The organism is Pantoea conspicua (assembly GCF_002095315.1).
In the GTDB taxonomy this organism is placed as follows: Bacteria; Pseudomonadota; Gammaproteobacteria; order Enterobacterales; family Enterobacteriaceae; genus Pantoea; species Pantoea conspicua.
The window spans coordinates 1-17,623 of record NZ_MLFN01000014.1 but is presented as its reverse complement, the minus strand read 5'-3'; the positions used below and the strand labels follow the sequence as shown (position 1 = coordinate 17,623).

The following is a 17,623-nucleotide window of genomic DNA, read 5'->3' as shown; positions in this document are numbered from 1 at the left end:
CTCAACCCGGAAAGCAAGACAGTCCTGATGATGAAAGTTCTGAGCCAGATAATTGCCAGCGAGCTACAGGCGCGGGCAGAGCAAGTTGATGCCGCCGTTCGCCTGCTGGATGAAGGGAATACCGTGCCGTTTATCGCACGTTATCGTAAAGAGGTCACCGGTGGGCTGGATGATACCCAACTACGCCAGCTGGAAACCCGCCTCAGCTATCTGCGTGAACTTGAAGAGCGCCGTCAGTCGATTATCAGGTCGATTGACGAGCAGGGAAAACTCACCGATGACCTCGCGCGCGCCATCAACACTACCCTCAGCAAAACCGAGCTTGAAGATCTCTACCTGCCCTATAAACCGAAACGCCGCACCCGTGGCCAGATCGCGATTGAAGCCGGTCTGGAACCGCTGGCGGAAACGCTGTGGCAGGAGCCTTCCCATCAGCCAGAGCAACTGGCTGAACGCTACGTCGATGCGGATAAAGGCGTGGCCGACGTACGCGCCGCGCTGGACGGTGCCCGTTATATCCTGATGGAGCGTTTCGCCGAAGACGCCGCCCTGCTGGCGAAAGTGCGTAACTACCTGTGGAAGAACGCCCATCTGGTGTCACGCGTAGTGGAAGGCAAAGAGGAAGCCGGGGCCAAGTTCCGCGACTATTTTGATCACCATGAAGCGCTGAGCAGCGTGCCGTCACACCGTGCGCTGGCGATGCTGCGTGGCCGTAATGAAGGTGTACTGCAGCTTTCGCTCAACGCCGATCCGCAGTTTGATGAAGCACCGCGTGAAAGCCATGGCGAAACGCTGATTGCTGAGCACCTCAACCTGCGCCTGAATAACGCCCCGGCCGATAGCTGGCGCAAAGCGGTGGTGAGCTGGACCTGGCGCATCAAGGTGATGCTGCATCTGGAAACCGAGCTGATGGGTACGGTTCGCGAGCGTGCTGAAGATGAAGCGATCAATGTCTTTGCCCGTAACCTGCACGATCTGCTGATGGCGGCACCCGCCGGGATGCGCGCCACCATGGGCCTCGATCCCGGTCTGCGCACCGGTGTCAAAGTGGCGGTGGTGGATGCCACCGGCAAACTGGTAGCGACCGATACCGTCTATCCGCACACCGGCCAGACGGCAAAAGCCGCCGCCGCCGTAGCCGCACTCTGTATTAAGCATCAGGTTGAGCTGGTGGCGATCGGCAACGGCACCGCATCACGCGAAACCGAGCGTTTCTTCCTCGATCTGCAACAGCAGTTCCCGCAGGTCACGGCGCAGAAAGTGATTGTCAGCGAAGCCGGTGCCTCGGTTTACTCGGCGTCTGAGCTGGCGGCGCTGGAGTTCCCGGATCTGGATGTCTCGCTGCGCGGCGCGGTCTCCATTGCCCGTCGTCTGCAGGACCCGCTGGCGGAGCTGGTGAAGATCGATCCGAAATCGATCGGGGTTGGCCAGTACCAGCATGACGTCAGTCAGAGCCTGCTGGCGAAGAAACTGGATGCGGTAGTGGAAGACTGTGTGAACGCCGTCGGCGTCGATCTGAATACCGCCTCGGTGCCGCTACTGACCCGCGTGGCCGGTCTGACGCGGATGATGGCGCAAAATATTGTCGGCTGGCGTGATGAGAACGGCCGTTTCCAGAATCGTCAGCAGCTGCTGAAAGTGAGCCGTCTTGGCCCGAAAGCCTTTGAGCAATGCGCCGGCTTCCTGCGCATCAACCACGGCGATAACCCGCTGGATGCCTCGACCGTCCACCCGGAAGCCTATCCGGTGGTGGAGCGAATTCTGGCCGCCACCGAACAGGCACTGAGTGACCTGATGGGCAATGCCGGCAGTTTGCGTAATCTGCGCGCCCACGATTTCACCGATGAGCGCTTCGGTTTACCGACCGTCACCGATATCATGAAAGAGCTGGAGAAGCCGGGCCGCGACCCGCGTCCTGAATTTAAAACCGCACAGTTTGCTGAAGGCGTCGAAACGCTGAACGATCTGACGCCGGGCATGATTCTGGAAGGCGCGGTGACCAACGTCACCAACTTCGGCGCATTCGTTGATATCGGCGTGCATCAGGATGGGCTGGTACATATCTCTTCACTCTCCGATCGCTTCGTCGAGGATCCACATCAGGTGGTGAAGGCAGGCGACATCGTTAAAGTGAAGGTGATGGAGGTCGATCTGCCCCGTAAGCGAATTGCCCTGACGATGCGTCTGGATGAGCAGCCCGGTGAAGGCAATGTCCGCGGTGGTGGAAAGAACGCCGCGCCACGTGATGAGAAGCGCCCGGCAGCTGGCAAAGGACGCGCCCGTCCGGCCAGCCAGCCCGCAGGTAACAGCGCGATGGGTGATGCGCTGGCGGCTGCCTTCGGTAAGAAACGTTAAATTTTTCAGGGGGACGCGCGTCGTCCCCCTTTCAATCTCGTTCCCTCAGTGGAAAATCCCCGCCATAGCGCTACGCTAGAAAGACGCCTGTCATAAAAACAACACCTGCAGTGGCACCCAATTTACGATGGAAACGATCACCGATCTAATCGATAAGATTTATGCCGGCACTTTTCCTGAGGCAACGCGTACGCAGCTGCTGGCGGATATTGCAGACGCGCGCGATGCCATCAAGCTGCCGCGCAAAGCGCACTGGGATGAGCAGGACGTGGTGCTGATCAGCTACGCCGATCAGTTTCGCGAGGCTGATAAGCCGACGCTCAGCACTTTTTCCCGTTTCTATCAGCAGCACCTGCAATCTATTTTCCCGCTGGTGCATCTGCTGCCGTTCTTCCCTTATTCGTCTGACGACGGCTTCTCGGTGATTGATTATCATCAGGTGGACCCGCTTTGTGGCGACTGGCAGGACGTTGCGCGGCTGCATCAGGAAACCCGCCTGATGTTTGATTTCGTCTGTAATCACATGTCGTCGCACAGCGTCTGGTTCCGACACTTCCTGGCGCAGGACCCCGGCTGGGATGACTTCTTCATCAGTATGCCGCCCGCCACCGATCTCAGCGCGGTGACGCGCCCGCGTACCTCCCCGCTGCTGACACCGTTTCAGATGGCCGATGGTGAGACCCGCTTTATCTGGACCACCTTCAGCGCCGATCAGATTGACCTCAACTTCGCCAATCCGGTGGTGCTGCTGCGCATGGTTAATGTGCTGCTCGACTACCTGAAACGCGGTGCCGATTATGTGCGGCTGGATGCGGTTGGTTACATGTGGAAAACGCCAGGCACCCGCTGTATTCATCTGGAAAAGACCCACCAGCTGGTGAAACTGTTCCGCGCCATCGCCGATATTGTCGCGCCCGGCACGGTGATCATCACCGAGACCAACGTGCCGCATCAGGACAACATCAGCTATCTGGGCAACGGCCATGATGAGGCGCAGATGGTCTATCAGTTCTCCCTGCCGCCGCTGGTGCTTCACGGCATTCATACCGGCTCGGCACGCGCATTGCGGCAGTGGGCCAGCAGCCTGGATCTCAGCAGTAATGACACCACCTTCTTCAACTTTCTGGCGTCACACGATGGTATCGGGCTCAATCCGGCACGCGGCATTCTCAGCGAGGTAGAGATTGTAGCGCTGGTGCGCGATCTGGCGCTGGAGGGGGCGCTGGTCTCCTACAAAAATAACCCGGACGGCACGACCAGCCCGTATGAAATCAACGTCACCTATCTGGATGCGTTAAACCGTGAAGCCGATGATGACGCGACCCGCCTGCAGCGCTTTTTGCTGGCTCACGCCATCCTGCTGGCCTTTCCTGGCGTGCCAGCTATCTATATTCAAAGCATTCTCGGCTCACGCAACCATTATGATGGCGTGCGGACGGCCGGGCATAACCGGGCGATTAACCGTCAGAAATACGATCTCAGGCAGATTGAGGCAGCGCTGGCAGGAGACGACTGGCTGCGCCATCAGGTCTATACCCAACTGGGTCAGCTGATTCAGCTGCGTCGTCGCCAGCCAGCCTTTCATCCTGACAATCCGATGACGCTTTATGACAGCGAAAACGCACTGCTGGTGATGCGTCGGCATCAGCCAGAAAGCGGCGATGGATTACTGTGCGTGTTTAATCTCAGCGGACGCCCGATTGAGACCCGGTTGCCGGTGGCGCATACCTTGCAGGATGTGGTGAGTGGCAGGAAGGTTGATGGCACCCAGCCGGTGAGGCTGGATGCCTGGCAGTTCATGTGGCTACGCTAATTATTTATAGACGTCAGCCGTGGCGCTGAATTTACCGTGTTCACGGCCGGCGATGACCAGGAAATATTTACCGCCTTTTTCGTCAGCCAGCTGCGACAGCACTTTTTTAGCATCCATTGGCGAGGTCGTTTCCGCCGTGGTGTTAACGGTGCCAATCTTCTGCAGGTTCATTGTTTTAACTTCTTCTTTGGTGACTTCTTTCGCTGCCATCGCAGAAAATGAAATCGCGCCCATCATCATTGAAGCCACAACCCATTTTAAAACCTTCATTATGTTTACCCTCATTCATGATCCATTGTGAGATGTAAGCAGCCGCTAAACGCGTAAGGCAGTATGGAACGGCATAGTCATCCGGGACTAATCACATAAAATTGCAGCGGCCTTGCTCACAGAGAGAAGTATTGCCGCTCCGGCCAATTTTGCCAGTCACCGCCGCAATTATGTCGGCAAATCGTTGATGAAATTAATAATGTGCTGACAAAACGCCCCAGGATGAGAGATAAACGGCGCGTGGGCCGCCTTGTCTATCACCCATGACGGCGACGCGGGCAGCGTCTGGTCGAGGCGGGCAGCAATGCTGCGCGGCACTAAGCCATCCAGTGCGCCATACAGTCGCAGGAACGGCAGCGATATCTGTGGTAACGCGTCGCGCTGATCGACCTGGCGTAAAATCTCCAGCCCGCCATCCAGCACCGCGACCGACGGCATCGGCTGCGACAACACCACCTCTTTCAGGCGGCGCGCATCGGCGCGGGCGGTCTCCGTTCCCAGCGTCTGCAACGCCAGAAAGCGCTCGACCGTGCGCTGAAAATCGTTGCTGAGCAGCTGCTGGAAGTTTTGCAGCGTATCGGGTTTGATGCCTGGCCACTCCTCTGTTGCGGTAAAACAGGGTGAAGAGGCAACGGTAATCAACGCCCGCAACCGTTGCGGCGCGGCCAGCGCCAGCTGTGTTGCGACCAGTCCACCCAGCGACCAGCCCACGACAATCGCCTGCGGCGGCAGCGCAGGCAGCAACTGCTGCGCCATCTCTGCCAGCGACAGCGCACCAAAGGCCTGGCTACGACCATAACCAGGCAGGTCGACCAGATGCAGACGGTAGTGCGGGCTGAGTCGCGGGATAATGCTTTGCCAGACTTCCGCATTCAGTCCCCATCCGTGCAGCAGCACAAGATCATCATTCCCTGTTCCACAGGTGTGCCAGTAAAGCGACGTCATCAATTACTATCCTGAAAGTGATTAGGAGGTCGCTATGCTATCAATGCCTGCCCTGTGTTGGCTATGCCGGTTGCCGTTGCGGATGACGCAACACGGCCTGTGCAGCCCCTGTTTACGCCAGTTGCCCGCTTTGCCGCTGCTCTGCCCGCGCTGCGGGTTACCCGCCGGTAACGTGCGCCATCCCTGCGGACGCTGCCTGCAGAAGCCACCCCCCTGGCAGGCACTGATCTGCGTTAACAGCTATCGCCCGCCGTTCAGCCTATGGGTCAATCAGCTCAAATTTTCTCGCGTAACCGCACTCAGGGTGATGCTGGCGCGGCTGCTTTTGCTAAGCTGGCAGAATGTCTACCGGCGTGGCGACCTGCCACGCCCTGACCTGCTACTGTCGGTCCCGCTGCACCGGCGACGACGCTGGCAGCGCGGCTACAATCAGACCGATCTGCTGGCCGCGCCGCTGGCGCACTGGCTGGGTTGCGAGTGGGGAACGGGATTACATCGTCAGCGACAAGGGGCGTTACAGCATCAGCTGAGCGCTCGCCAGCGCCGCAGCAACTTACGCGGTGCTTTCCGCCTTGAAATGGCGGTGCGCGGACGGCATATCGCCCTGCTGGACGATGTGGTCACCACCGGCAGCACGTCAGAAGAAATCAGTCGCCTGTTACTGGCGCAGGGCGCGGCCAGCGTGCAGATCTGGTGCCTGTGCCGTACCTTGTAGAGCGCCATTGATGGGCGTATTATAACCAACTAAATTAGTCAACTATTGAGCAATCGACATGATCCGAATTACTGATTCTGCCCAAGAGCATTTTTCCAGACTGCTATCCAAACAAGAAGATGGCACCCAGATTCGCGTATTCGTGATTAACCCGGGTACGCCAACAGCTGAGTGTGGTGTCTCTTATTGCCCACCTGACGCGGTCGAAGCAACAGATACCGAGCTGAAGTTCGAAAAACTGTCAGCCTATGTGGATGAACTGAGCGCACCTTATCTGGAAGACGCTGAAATCGATTTCGTCACCGATAACCTCGGTTCGCAACTGACGCTGAAAGCGCCTAATGCCAAAATGCGGAAGGTCTCTGATGATGCGCCGATGGTGGAGCGCGTTGAGTATCTGCTGCAGGCGCAGATCAACCCACAGCTGGCGGGCCACGGTGGTCGCGTGTCGCTGATGGAGATCACCGATGACGGTTACGCCATCCTGCAGTTCGGCGGCGGCTGTAACGGCTGTTCAATGATCGACGTCACCCTGAAAGATGGCATCGAGAAAGAGCTGCTGGCCGCCTTCCCGGAACTGAAAGGCGTGCGCGACATCACCGAGCACCAGCGCGGCGAACACTCGTTCTACTGATGAAGTCAGCGCGACAGCTCAGCTGTCGCGCTAACCTTCTCAGCCAGGCTTACGCTGCTGGCTGACCGCTTTGAGCAGCTTATTCACTTCCTCGTCAGCAAACATCTCTTCCAGCGTTTTACTCAGCTTACGCCGCCAGTTGGGGTATTGCTCAACCGTGCCCGGCACATTCACCGGCGTGGTCATCCCGAGCCAGTCCTCCGGCTGCAGGCCCAGTAACGCACTGTCGGTATCAGCCAGGAAGCGATGAATCGCCCGATTCAGCGTCGGTGTCATTGCCAGCTTATCCGCTTTTTTCGGGCTGCGGGCCGGTAGCGCGCCTGCCTGATGCAGCGCATCCAGCAGCGCCTGCTTCTGCTCTGCCCGCTGCTGATGCAGCGCGTTGACCGCGTCCCCCGGATAGAGACCAATCTTCTCCCCCAGCGACAGATCGCCCTGCTCCCAGAATCCGGTCAGCGTGGGCAAATCATGGGTGCTGGCACTGGCAATCGACTGCCGCGGGTAGTCCGCGGGCGCGCGATAGCTGCCGTTTTTCTCCTGCTCGAACCAGAGCACCTTCCACGAAAACACCCCGCTTTTGCGCAGCAGGCTGACAATCTCTTTCGGTACGGTGCCGAGATCTTCCCCGATCACCATGCAGCGCAACCGGTGGCTCTCCAGCGCCAGAATACCGAGCAGATCATCCACCGGATAGGCCACGTAAGCGCCTTTATCCGCCGTTTCACCGGCGGATACCCACCACAGACGCAGCAGTGACATCACATGGTCGATACGCAACGCGCCGCAATCGCGCATGTTGGCGCGCAGCATGTCAATGAACGGCTGATAGCCACGCGCCTGCATCACATGCGGATCCATCGGCGGTAAGCCCCAGTACTGGCCCAGCGGACCAAGACGATCGGGCGGTGCGCCAATCGACGCCTGCAGGCGATAAAGCTCCGGATCGTGCCAGGTTTCGGCACTGCCTTCCGCCACGCCTACCGCCAGATCGCGGTAGAGACCCACGCTCATCCCCAGCGCCTGACTGCGCGACCAGCAGCGAGAGAACTGCTGCTGCGCCAGCCATTGCAGCCACTGCCAGAAGGCGATCTCTTCTTCATGCCGCTCACACCAACGCTGCACCTCCGGCAACTGGCTGTTACGCCAGCCTTCCGGCCAGGCGGGCCAGCCCCAGTGCTGCGCATTGCCTGCCCGCCGCTCAAGTTGTATGCCGTCATAGGCGCCTGATAACGCAGGCTGTCGCCACCTTCGCGCACAAAAGCGGACCACGACTGTTTATCTTCGCTCTCCGCATCCCGCGCCTGGAAGTGGGTCCAGGCGAGGCGTAACGCGGCCAGTTTGAGCGCCATCACTGCCTCATAATCGACCAGATCCGCCTCACGCACTTTGTTCAGCGCCCGCTGCGTTTTAGCGCTTTTCCACCACTTCTGCGCCGCCGGGCTTTGCTGGAAATCGATCACCTGAGCGACGTCGATGTAGATAACGTTGAGCCAGCGACGTGATGATGGACTGTAAGGACTGGCAAAATCGGCACTGGCCGGATAGAGCGCATGCAAGGGATTGAGCCCGACGAAATCACCGCCGCGCGCCGCAAGCTGCTCCAGCAGGATTTGCAGATCGCCAAAATCACCGATGCCCCAGTTCTGCGCCGAACGCACCGTGTAGAGCTGCACCAGCGCGCCCCAGCGCTTCTCGCCCGCTTCCAGCCCCGGCGGCAGATAGCAGCGGCGCGGCGTAACAATAATGCGGGTCTGCCACTGTTTTTTTCCCTTGCTGAGCGTCAGCTGGTGATAGCCCTGCGCCAGCGGACCCGGCAGCGTAAAAGGTTCGCCAGCGGTCAGTTCCCCGCTGAGCTGTTTGCCGTTTTCGGTTTGCAACTGCCAGTGATAAACACCGCTGCCTGCGGGGTAAGCTGACGTTTACCGCTGCCGCTGAACACCGCAACCGGCGGCAGTGGCGCCTTCTTTGCGTCATGCGGATCGCCCATCACCGCCAGCAAGGCGCGCTTGGTGTCATCGCTGATCGCCTCTTTTTCGCCGTTAACGTTGATGTAATCCAGCGAAATACCGGCCGCCCGGGCGGCCTGATCAAGTGAGTTCTGTTTCATGCTGCTCCTTAGCGTGCTGCCTGCCAGATACGTTGCTGATAATCACGAATGGCGCGATCCGAGCTGAACATGCCGGTTCGCGCGGTGTTAAGGATAGCGGCGCGCGTCCAGCGCTGCGGGTCGCGCCATAGCGCTTCCACCCGTTGTTGCGCCTCGATGTAGGCCTGATAATCTGCCAGCACCAGCCAGGGATCGCCGTTTTTAGTCAGGCTCGCCAGCATCAGGTCAAACGCCTGTTTGTCCCCGTCGCTGAACTTGCCCTTCTCCAGCGATTTGAGTATCGCGTCGAGCGCCTTGTTCTGCTTGCGCACTTTTTTCGGGTTATAACCGGCCGCTTTCAGGGCTTTCACCTCATCAGCGTGATGCCCGAAGATAAAAATATTCTCCTCGCCAACCTGTTCGGCAATTTCGACATTGGCCCCGTCCAGCGTGCCGATGGTCAGCGCGCCATTCAGCGCCAGCTTCATATTGCCGGTGCCGGAGGCTTCATAGCCGGCAGTGGAAATCTGCTCAGACAAGTCCGCCGCCGGGATGATCAACTCCGCCACGGTGATGCGGTAATCGGGAATAAACACCACTTTGAGTCTGTCGCCGACCCGCGGGTCGTTGTTCACCACTTCCGCCACTTTATTGATAGCGTAAATAATATTTTTCGCGAGGTAATAGCCCGGGGCCGCCTTGGCACCAAACAGAAAGACCCGCGGACTAAAGTGCGCATCTTCCGGGTTATCCAGCAGGGTCTGATAGCAGTGCAGGATATGCAGCAGGCTGAGATGCTGGCGTTTGTACTCATGTAAGCGCTTGATCTGCACATCAAACATCGCCGTCGGATTGACGATAATGCCGGTGTGCTGCGCAATGTAGTCGGTCAGCCGCGCTTTGTTCTGCTGCTTGATGCTGCGGTAACGCTGACAAAACGCCGGATCGTCGGCATAGGCCTCCAGTCCTTTAAGCGCATCGAGGTTGCTGGCCCATTCTCCCTCAAGCGTCTCATCAATCAGCGACGCCAGCGCCGGATTACACTGCTTCAGCCAGCGGCGCGGGGTAATACCGTTGGTGACGTTATGAAATTTATGCGGCCATAGCTGGTAATACTCCGGGAACAGATCGGTAATCACCAGCCGGGAGTGCAGCGCGGCTACGCCGTTAATCGCGAAACCGCTGACCACGCAGAGATTTGCCATGCGCACTTCGCCGTCAGCCACCACCGCCAGTTTGTGCCAGAGCGCTTTGTCATCCGGCCAGCGCTGCTTCACCTGCTTTTTCAGCTGCTGATTGATCTCTTTAATAATCAGCATGTGACGCGGCAGCAGGCTGCGCAGCAGTTTTTCATCCCAGCGCTCCAGCGCTTCGGGCATCAGCGTGTGGTTGGTGTAAGCGAACAACCGGCTGGTGATATGCCAGGCCTCATCCCAGCTCAGTTGATGCTCGTCCAGCAACCGTCGCAGCATCTCCGGAATGGCGATGGTGGGATGAGTATCATTGAGCTGTATCACTTCGAAATCGGGCAGGCTGTGGATGCTGCGCCCCGCCTGATGATGGCGGCGCAGGATGTCAGCGACCGCACAGGCGCACTGGAAATATTGCTGCATCAGGCGCAGGCGTTTGCCCGCCTGATGATTGTCGTTGGGATAGAGCACCTTCGTCAGTTTTGCCGCATCAATGCCGGGCTGCTCCGCCTGCAAAAATTCCCCGTTGTTAAATCGGGTCAGGTCAAAAGGATGAGCGCTGGTCGCCTGCCACAACCGCAGCGGCAGTGTGGTACCGTTGCGGTAGCCGGTTACCGGCAGATCCCACGCCTCACCGCGCAGAAAGAAATCGGGCTGCCAGCGGACGCCGCCCTGCTCCAGCTTCACCACACTGCCGCCCATCGCCACCTCAACATCCAGTGCCGCATTGTGGCGGAACCACGGATAGCGGTCACGCTGCCAGTCGTCGGGCGCTTCAATCTGATGTCCCTGATGAAAGGACTGGCGGAACAGGCCGTACTGATAGTTGAGTCCGTGACCAGTGGCGGACTGACCAACGGTAGCCATTGAATCCATGTAGCAGGCCGCCAGCCGTCCCAGCCCGCCGTTGCCGAGTGCCGGATCGACCTCCTGCTCCAGCAGTTCGGTTAAATCGATCTGCTGATCAGCCAGCAGCGCCTTCACGTCGTCATACCAGCCCAGATTGATCAGATTGTTTCCGGTCAGACGGCCGATCAGAAACTCCATCGACAGGTAATTGACGTGGCGCTGCCCCTTAGAGACGCGGGGCACCGGTTGCGCCGCCAGCAATTCTGCCAGCGCCGCACTAATCGCCTGCCACCACTGGTGCGTTGTCATCTGTTGTGCGGAGGTGAGACCTGAGTGTTGCCATTGACGGGTTAATGCGGCGTTAAAACGGGCTTTATTGAATTTCTGCTGCGGCATATCACTCCCTTCTGTTACGCAATGAGGTGAAGCAAAACGAGCAAGCGCACGGGCTGGCAACTGAGCGCCAGCAACGCGTTAAGTAAAGACGGGAGTGGAGAAAAAAGCGACAGCGATCAAAGAAAAACGCCAGCAGAGCCGCTGGCGGCAGGGGAAATCAGCAGAGTTCGAGATGAACCTCATGCTGCTCAATCACTTTCATCACGCTGGCTGGCGGCGTTTTATCGGTATAGAGATGGTCCAGCAGGCTCATATTGCCGAGGTTAACCATCGCGTTACGGCCAAATTTAGAGTGGTCCGCGACCAGCATCACGCAGCGTGAGTTTTCGATGATGGCGCGCTTGGTCCGCACTTCGTGGTAGTCGAACTCCAGTAATGAGCCATCCATATCGATACCGCTGATGCCGAGAATGCCGTAATCAAGGCGGAACTGAGAGATAAAGTCGAGCGTGGCTTCGCCCATCACCGCCCCGTCGCGGGTCCGCACTTCGCCACCGGCAATGATCACCCGAAAATCGGGTTTGCCCATCAGCAGCATCGCCACGTTCAGGTTGTTGGTGACCACCCTAAGATCGTTATGATTCAGCAGCGCGTGGGCCACCGCTTCCGGTGTGGTGCCGATATCGATAAACAGCGTGGCGCCATCCGGGATCTGGCTGGCCACCCGCTGCGCAATGCGTGCCTTTTCCGCTGACAACATCATTTTACGATCGTGCCAGGCGGTGTTTTCAGAACTGGAGGGAAGCGCCGCGCCGCCGTGATGGCGCTGAATTTTATTCTGGTCAGCCAGATCGTTCAGGTCGCGACGAATGGTCTGCGGACTGACCTCGAAATGATCCACCAGCTCCTCAGTACTGACATATCCCTGACGCCGGACTAAATCGATAATCGCGTCATGACGTTGCGTCTGCTTCACATTCCTCTCCTGTTTACTCGCTTATTCCTGCTATGCCACAACTAACGGCGCGTGATTTTTCGCGTATCGACCAGCGCCATGGCTAGTCCTACCACCAGACCGGCGACGTGCGCCGCATTGGCGATCGCCAGGCCAAACACGCCAAACCAGCCAATCACCAGCCAGACCAGTGCAAAACCGATCAAGCCGCGTTCCAGATAGATGCCGCTGTCGGGATCGCGTTCGCCGCGCAGCCAGCAATAGCCCATCAGGGCATAGACCACGCCCGACAGACCGCCAAACCAGATACCGCTGAACTTCGCCTGCATCCAGCCGCTGAGCAGCGCGGAGATCAGCATAATTACAAACAGCTTTCCGCTGCCGAGCCGCTTCTCTACTGCCCCGCCCAGATACCACCACCACATCAGGTTGAACAGAATGTGCAGCAGTGAAAAGTGCAGCAGCGCGTGGCTGAACCAGCGCCATACCTCAAGATGCTGATCGGCATCCGGCCATGCCAGCCAGTACATCACGGTACGATCGCCCAGAATCTGCATCAGAATAAAGACCGCGATACAGAGCAGCATCACCGTCATGGTCAGCGGACCGGCGCGTTCGCGGATATTCGCCCAGATGTTGCTGCGCTCATAGCGCAAGCCGCTGTCGGTTTTACCGCTGTGCCAGCTCGCGGCCTGATAGCGCGGATGGTTCGGGTCGCGCACGAACTGCTGAAGTTCGTTTTCGACCATCTCCAGCTGGCTTTCATCATCCAGCATGATGACGTAGTGGTTTTCATGCTCAATACGCAGCGTGACGCCGCGCGTTGCCATATAGTCAACAAACGCCTGCGCCATACGCGGCTGGTTAAATTGGGTAATGCGCATCAGTAACTCTCCATGTGACGAGCGGCAATTTATTCGCTGCCGTGAGCAACCTGCTGAGGGAACGCGGCACGCCAGGCGTCAAAGCCGCCATCAATGCTGTACGCCGCGCTGAACCCTTGTTCCAGCAGATATTGTGCGGCACCTTTGCTGCTGTTGCCGTGATAACACATCACCAGCACTGGCAGGCTGTGATCCGCACCGGCAACCACCTCGCTGAGATTGCTGTTGGTCAGATGCAGCGCACCGGCGGCGTGACCAAGTGCAAAACTTTGCGGGTCACGGATATCGACCAGCAGCGCACCCTGCGTCAGATGGTCCTGTGCCTGCTGCACATTAATACATTCAAACGTTTCCATGGTCTCTCTCATACATCGTCACAATGGCGCCTAGTGTAACCCGAGAATCAGCGCCGATAACCTGACAATCATTGCGGCTTTGTATTTTTTTCGCGGGCAGAATGTTAGCTATATCACGCAAAAATGTTTTTACCCGGTTAAAAGCTGGCATCAATGTTGGTTTGCGATTATGATTATGCTCGAAAACGAACATTAGTGAACTATTCCGAACATCGGAGGAGATGACGTGGAAACCAAAGACCTGATCGTGATCGGCGGCGGCATCAACGGTGCCGGCATTGCAGCAGATGCTGCAGGACGCGGACTGTCGGTGCTGATGCTGGAGGCGCGGGACCTGGCTTGCGCGACCTCTTCCGCCAGTTCAAAACTGATCCACGGTGGCCTGCGCTACCTGGAGCACTACGAATTCCGTCTGGTGAGCGAAGCGCTGGCCGAACGTGAAGTTCTGCTGAGAATGGCCCCGCACATCGCTTTCCCGATGCGCTTCCGTCTGCCCCATCGCCCGCATCTGCGTCCGGCGTGGATGATCCGTACCGGCCTGTTTATGTATGACCACCTGGGTAAGCGTACCAGCCTGCCGGGCAGTAAGAGTTTGCGTTTTGGCGCGGATTCGGCCCTGAAACCAGAAATCACGCGCGGATTCGAATACTCAGACTGCTGGGTCGATGATGCACGCATGGTGGTACTGAATGCGCAGGAAGTGGTGAAGCGTGGCGGTGAAGTGCGTACCCGTACCCGCGTTAACCGCGCCTGGCGTGAAGGCGGCATGTGGATGGTTGAAGCGGAAGATGTCGACAGCGGCAAAACCTACACCTGGCGTGCCAAAGGCCTGGTCAACGCCGCGGGTCCGTGGGTCAAGCAGCTGTTCGACGACGGTCTGAAGTTAAAATCGCCGTATGGCATTCGCCTGATTAAAGGCAGCCACATCGTGGTGCCGCGCGTGCATACCGAGAAGCAGGCTTACATTCTGCAGAACGAAGATAACCGTATCGTGTTTGTCATCCCGTGGATGGATGAATTCTCTATCATCGGTACCACCGATGTGGAGTACAAAGGCGATCCGAAAAACGTGCATATTGACGACAGCGAGACCGACTATCTGCTGAAAGTGTTTAACGGTCACTTTAAAAAGCAGCTGACCGCTGACGACATTGTCTGGTCCTACTCCGGTGTTCGTCCGCTGTGCGACGACGAATCAGATTCACCGCAGGCGATTACCCGAGATTACACGCTGGATGTGCGTGACGATAACGGTCAGGCACCGCTGCTGTCAGTGTTCGGCGGCAAGCTGACCACTTACCGTAAGCTGGCGGAACATGCGCTGGAGAAACTGGCGAAGTACTATCCGAATGCTGGTCCGGCCTGGACGAAGAACTGCGTGCTGCCAGGCGGCAATATTTCCGGCACCCGCGAAGATTACGCCGCCAGTCTGCGTCGCCGCTATCCGTTCATCAGCGAAAATATGGCGCGCCACTTTGCCCGCACTTACGGCAGCAATACCGAAACGCTGTTAGCCGGTGCGAAGAGCCTGGACGATCTGGGCGAGAACTTCGGTCATGAGTTCTACGAGGCGGAGTTACGTTACCTGGTGCAGCATGAATGGGTGCGTGAAGTGGAGGATGCGATCTGGCGTCGTACCAAGCAGGGCATGTGGCTGAGCAAAGAGCAGCAGGCCCGCGTGGCAGAATGGCTGGCGCAGAAAGCGAAACCCACCCTGTCGCTGGCGTCATAATCTGACGATACCGCATCAGAAAGCAGGCTCCGGCCTGCTTTTTTTATGCGCGCAGCACCGGTGATGTCGATTTTATTGCGTCTGCGTTGCCCCACATCTCGCTAGCAGACTTTCTGTTTTTACCGCGACTTATTTATTATGCGGACCCCACACCATTCTTTACACGCAATACCCTTTCTTCGTTTATATCCCCCCTCAGCGCCTAAACTCAACTCTTTCTGTTTCGCTTATCAAAACGGTCATCTCTTATTGTTACTGTAAATCTAACGTTCAGGCTTTTTGCTTAATTGAACCACCGATCAAGAAAGTAGAGACTTCTCTTAGCAAAACGACATATCCGTTATTTTAATCAGGAGGTTGAAATGAACACAGGCCAAACGCCTGCCCGGGAATGGAACACACGCCGCAGTGAAAAAGCGCGACGTCTGGCCTCCTTTCCTGTTGATGGCAAAGTCATTCCTACTGAAAGAGCCGTTGAAGCATTCGAAAAACTGATAGCACCCGGTGATCGGGTGGTGCTGGAAGGGAATAACCAGAAACAGGCTGATTTCTTATCACGCACGCTGGCTGGGGTGAATCCGGCCAAAGTCCACGACCTGCACATGATTATGCCGAGCGTTGGTCGCAGCGAACATCTGGATATTTTCGAGAAAGGCATTGCACGTAAACTCGACTTTTCTTTTTCCGGCCCGCAAAGCCTGCGTATTTCCCAGCTGTTAGAAGATGGCCAGCTGGAAATCGGTGCCATCCACACCTATATCGAACTCTATTCCCGTCTCTACGTCGACCTCAGCCCGAACGTTGCGCTGATTGCCGGTTATAAAGCGGACCGCAAAGGTAATCTGTATACCGGTCCCAGTACGGAAGATACCCCTGCGCTGGTGGAAGCCGCCGCGTTTCGTGACGGTATCGTGATTGCTCAGGTCAATGAACTGGTCGATGACGAAACCGACCTGCCGCGCGTCGATATCCCCGGTTCCTGGATCGACTATGTCGTGGTGGCGGACAAACCGTTCTTTATCGAACCGCTGTTTACCCGCGATCCGCGCCTGATTAAGCAGGAACATATCCTGATGGCGATGATGGCGATCAAAGGCATCTACGCCGAGCATCAGGTGCAGTCGCTTAACCACGGCATCGGTTTTAATACCGCCGCGATTGAGCTGCTGCTGCCGACCTACGGTGAACAGCTCGGCCTGAAAGGCAAAATCTGTAAACACTGGACGCTGAATCCGCATCCAACGCTGATCCCGGCCATCGAGAGCGGCTGGGTTGAGAGCGTCCACTGCTTCGGTGGTGAACTGGGGATGGAAGAGTACATTCGCGCCCGTCCTGACATCTTCTTTACCGGCAGCGATGGCTCGATGCGCTCTAACCGCGCCTTCTGTCAGCTGGCTGGCCAGTACGCGGTCGATATGTTTATCGGTGCCACCTTGCAGGTTGATGGGCTGGCAAACTCTTCGACTGTCACTCGCGGTCGCCTTTCCGGCTTCGGCGGTGCACCTAACATGGGCCACGATCCGCACGGCCGACGTCACGCCTCGCCTGCCTGGCTCAATATGATCACCGAGCCGGACCCGATGCAGCGCGGGAAAAAACTGGTGGTGCAGATGGTTGAGACCTTCCAGGCCGGGGCAAAACCGACCTTCGTTGAAACCCTTGATGCGGTTGAAGTGGCAAAATCGACCGGTATGCCGCTGGCTCCGGTGATGATTTATGGCGATGACGTTACCCACGTGCTGACCGAAGAGGGTATTGCCTATCTCTATCGTGCAGAAAGCCTTGAAGAGCGCCGTGCCATGGTCGCTGCGGTAGCCGGCATCACGGATATCGGTCTTGGCGTCGATGCGGCACGTGTCGCTGCCCTGCGTAAAAGCGGCAAAGTGGTCTATCCGGAAGATATGGGCATCCGTCGTTCCGATGCGACGCGCTCACTGCTGGCCGCCAGCAGCGTCTCTGACCTGGTGGAATGGTCGGGCGGTCTTTATAACCCACCCGCAAAATTCCGGAGCTGGTAATGAAACTCCTGTCGCAGACTCAACCCGAGGCGCAAGCCAGCCTGCTGGCGATCACGGCGCGCGATTGTCTGACCGATGAAGCGCGGCTGAGTCCAAAGCCGGGTCTGGTCGACAGTCGGGGAAACGGCGCGCATCAGGACCTGACGCTGGCACTGATGGAGCGTTCCGCCGAGAGCCTGGTACCGACCTTTCTGGCGCTGGCCCGGCAGAGCTGGATGCGCCCGGCCGACATCGCCCTGCGCGAAACGGTAGGACGTCTGGGACGGGAAGGCGAGCAGCAGATGATGGCGGCCACCGGCGGCGTGAATACCCATCGTGGTGCTATCTGGGCGCTGGGCCTGCTGGTCAGCGCAGCGGCGATGCATGGCGGTGAAGCCAGTGCCGATCAGCTGACGCGTACCGCAGCGGCGCTGGCAACGCTGCCTGACCGGCGGCACCGAAACTGTTCAGCAGGGCTGAAGCGAGCCAGCCGCTACTCAGGTGCC

13 protein-coding genes and 1 pseudogene are annotated in these 17,623 nt (G+C 57.9%); 7 read left to right on the top strand and 7 right to left on the bottom strand.

Annotated features, from left to right (window positions below):
- Positions 1-27 precede the first annotated feature (27 nt).
- Positions 28-2,355 carry a Tex family protein gene (locus tag HA41_RS07350; RefSeq protein ID WP_094120223.1) on the top strand — a complete coding sequence of 776 codons (2,328 nt, stop codon included), beginning with the start codon at positions 28-30 and terminating at the stop codon, positions 2,353-2,355.
- Positions 2,356-2,482: 127 nt separating this feature from the next.
- Positions 2,483-4,168 (top strand): sugar phosphorylase, encoded by a 1,686-nt coding sequence (locus tag HA41_RS07345; RefSeq protein ID WP_094120222.1) that lies wholly within the window; start codon positions 2,483-2,485, stop codon positions 4,166-4,168.
- Here the strand turns inward: HA41_RS07345 and HA41_RS07340 are convergent, their stop codons facing one another.
- Both HA41_RS07340 and bioH read right to left on the bottom strand, forming a co-directional pair.
- The gene (locus tag HA41_RS07340; protein WP_094120221.1) at positions 4,169-4,438 is read right to left on the bottom strand and encodes a YdgH/BhsA/McbA-like domain containing protein; all 270 of its coding nucleotides are present in this window, start codon (positions 4,436-4,438) and stop codon (positions 4,169-4,171) included. It abuts the gene before it with no gap.
- 168 nt (positions 4,439-4,606) lie between these two features.
- The gene (bioH, locus tag HA41_RS07335) at positions 4,607-5,383 is read right to left on the bottom strand and encodes a pimeloyl-ACP methyl ester esterase BioH (protein ID WP_094120220.1); all 777 of its coding nucleotides are present in this window, start codon (positions 5,381-5,383) and stop codon (positions 4,607-4,609) included.
- 34 nt (positions 5,384-5,417) lie between these two features.
- Here bioH and gntX point away from each other — a divergent pair, with 34 nt between their 5' ends.
- Positions 5,418-6,098, top strand: coding sequence for a DNA utilization protein GntX (gntX, locus tag HA41_RS07330; RefSeq protein ID WP_094120219.1), 681 nt, complete (start codon positions 5,418-5,420; stop codon positions 6,096-6,098).
- A 58-nt stretch (positions 6,099-6,156) separates the two neighbouring features.
- A complete protein-coding gene (nfuA, locus tag HA41_RS07325; RefSeq protein ID WP_094120218.1) occupies positions 6,157-6,732 on the top strand; it encodes a Fe-S biogenesis protein NfuA in 576 nt (191 codons plus the stop codon).
- Positions 6,733-6,771: 39 nt separating this feature from the next.
- On the opposite strand, the pseudogene malQ reads toward nfuA, so the two are convergent.
- The 5 genes and pseudogenes from malQ to glpE form a co-directional block, all read right to left on the bottom strand.
- Positions 6,772-8,839: pseudogene (gene malQ, locus HA41_RS07320) on the bottom strand (4-alpha-glucanotransferase).
- An 8-nt stretch (positions 8,840-8,847) separates the two neighbouring features.
- Positions 8,848-11,253 carry a maltodextrin phosphorylase gene (malP, locus tag HA41_RS07315; protein WP_094120217.1) on the bottom strand — a complete coding sequence of 802 codons (2,406 nt, stop codon included), beginning with the start codon at positions 11,251-11,253 and terminating at the stop codon, positions 8,848-8,850.
- A 157-nt stretch (positions 11,254-11,410) separates the two neighbouring features.
- Positions 11,411-12,169 carry a DeoR/GlpR family transcriptional regulator gene (locus HA41_RS07310; protein ID WP_094120216.1) on the bottom strand — a complete coding sequence of 253 codons (759 nt, stop codon included), beginning with the start codon at positions 12,167-12,169 and terminating at the stop codon, positions 11,411-11,413.
- A gap of 41 nt (positions 12,170-12,210) precedes the next feature.
- A complete protein-coding gene (glpG, locus tag HA41_RS07305) occupies positions 12,211-13,032 on the bottom strand; it encodes a rhomboid family intramembrane serine protease GlpG (protein WP_094120215.1) in 822 nt (273 codons plus the stop codon).
- A 29-nt stretch (positions 13,033-13,061) separates the two neighbouring features.
- Entirely contained in the window at positions 13,062-13,388 is a 327-nt protein-coding gene (gene glpE / locus HA41_RS07300; RefSeq protein ID WP_094120214.1) for a thiosulfate sulfurtransferase GlpE, read from the bottom strand.
- 226 nt (positions 13,389-13,614) lie between these two features.
- On the opposite strand from glpE, the gene glpD reads away from it, so the two are divergent.
- From glpD to HA41_RS07280, 3 genes are all read left to right on the top strand, one after another.
- On the top strand, positions 13,615-15,120 hold the full coding sequence (gene glpD, locus HA41_RS07290; protein WP_094120212.1) for a glycerol-3-phosphate dehydrogenase: 1,506 nt from the start codon (positions 13,615-13,617) through the stop codon (positions 15,118-15,120).
- Positions 15,121-15,482: 362 nt separating this feature from the next.
- Positions 15,483-17,138: a malonate decarboxylase subunit alpha gene (gene mdcA / locus HA41_RS07285; RefSeq protein ID WP_094120211.1), complete on the top strand. Its 1,656-nt coding sequence runs from the start codon at positions 15,483-15,485 to the stop codon at positions 17,136-17,138.
- Positions 17,138-17,623 (top strand): triphosphoribosyl-dephospho-CoA synthase (locus HA41_RS07280; RefSeq protein ID WP_244175101.1); only part of this gene is annotated, 486 nt, incomplete at its 3' end. The genes mdcA and HA41_RS07280, both read left to right, overlap by 1 nt.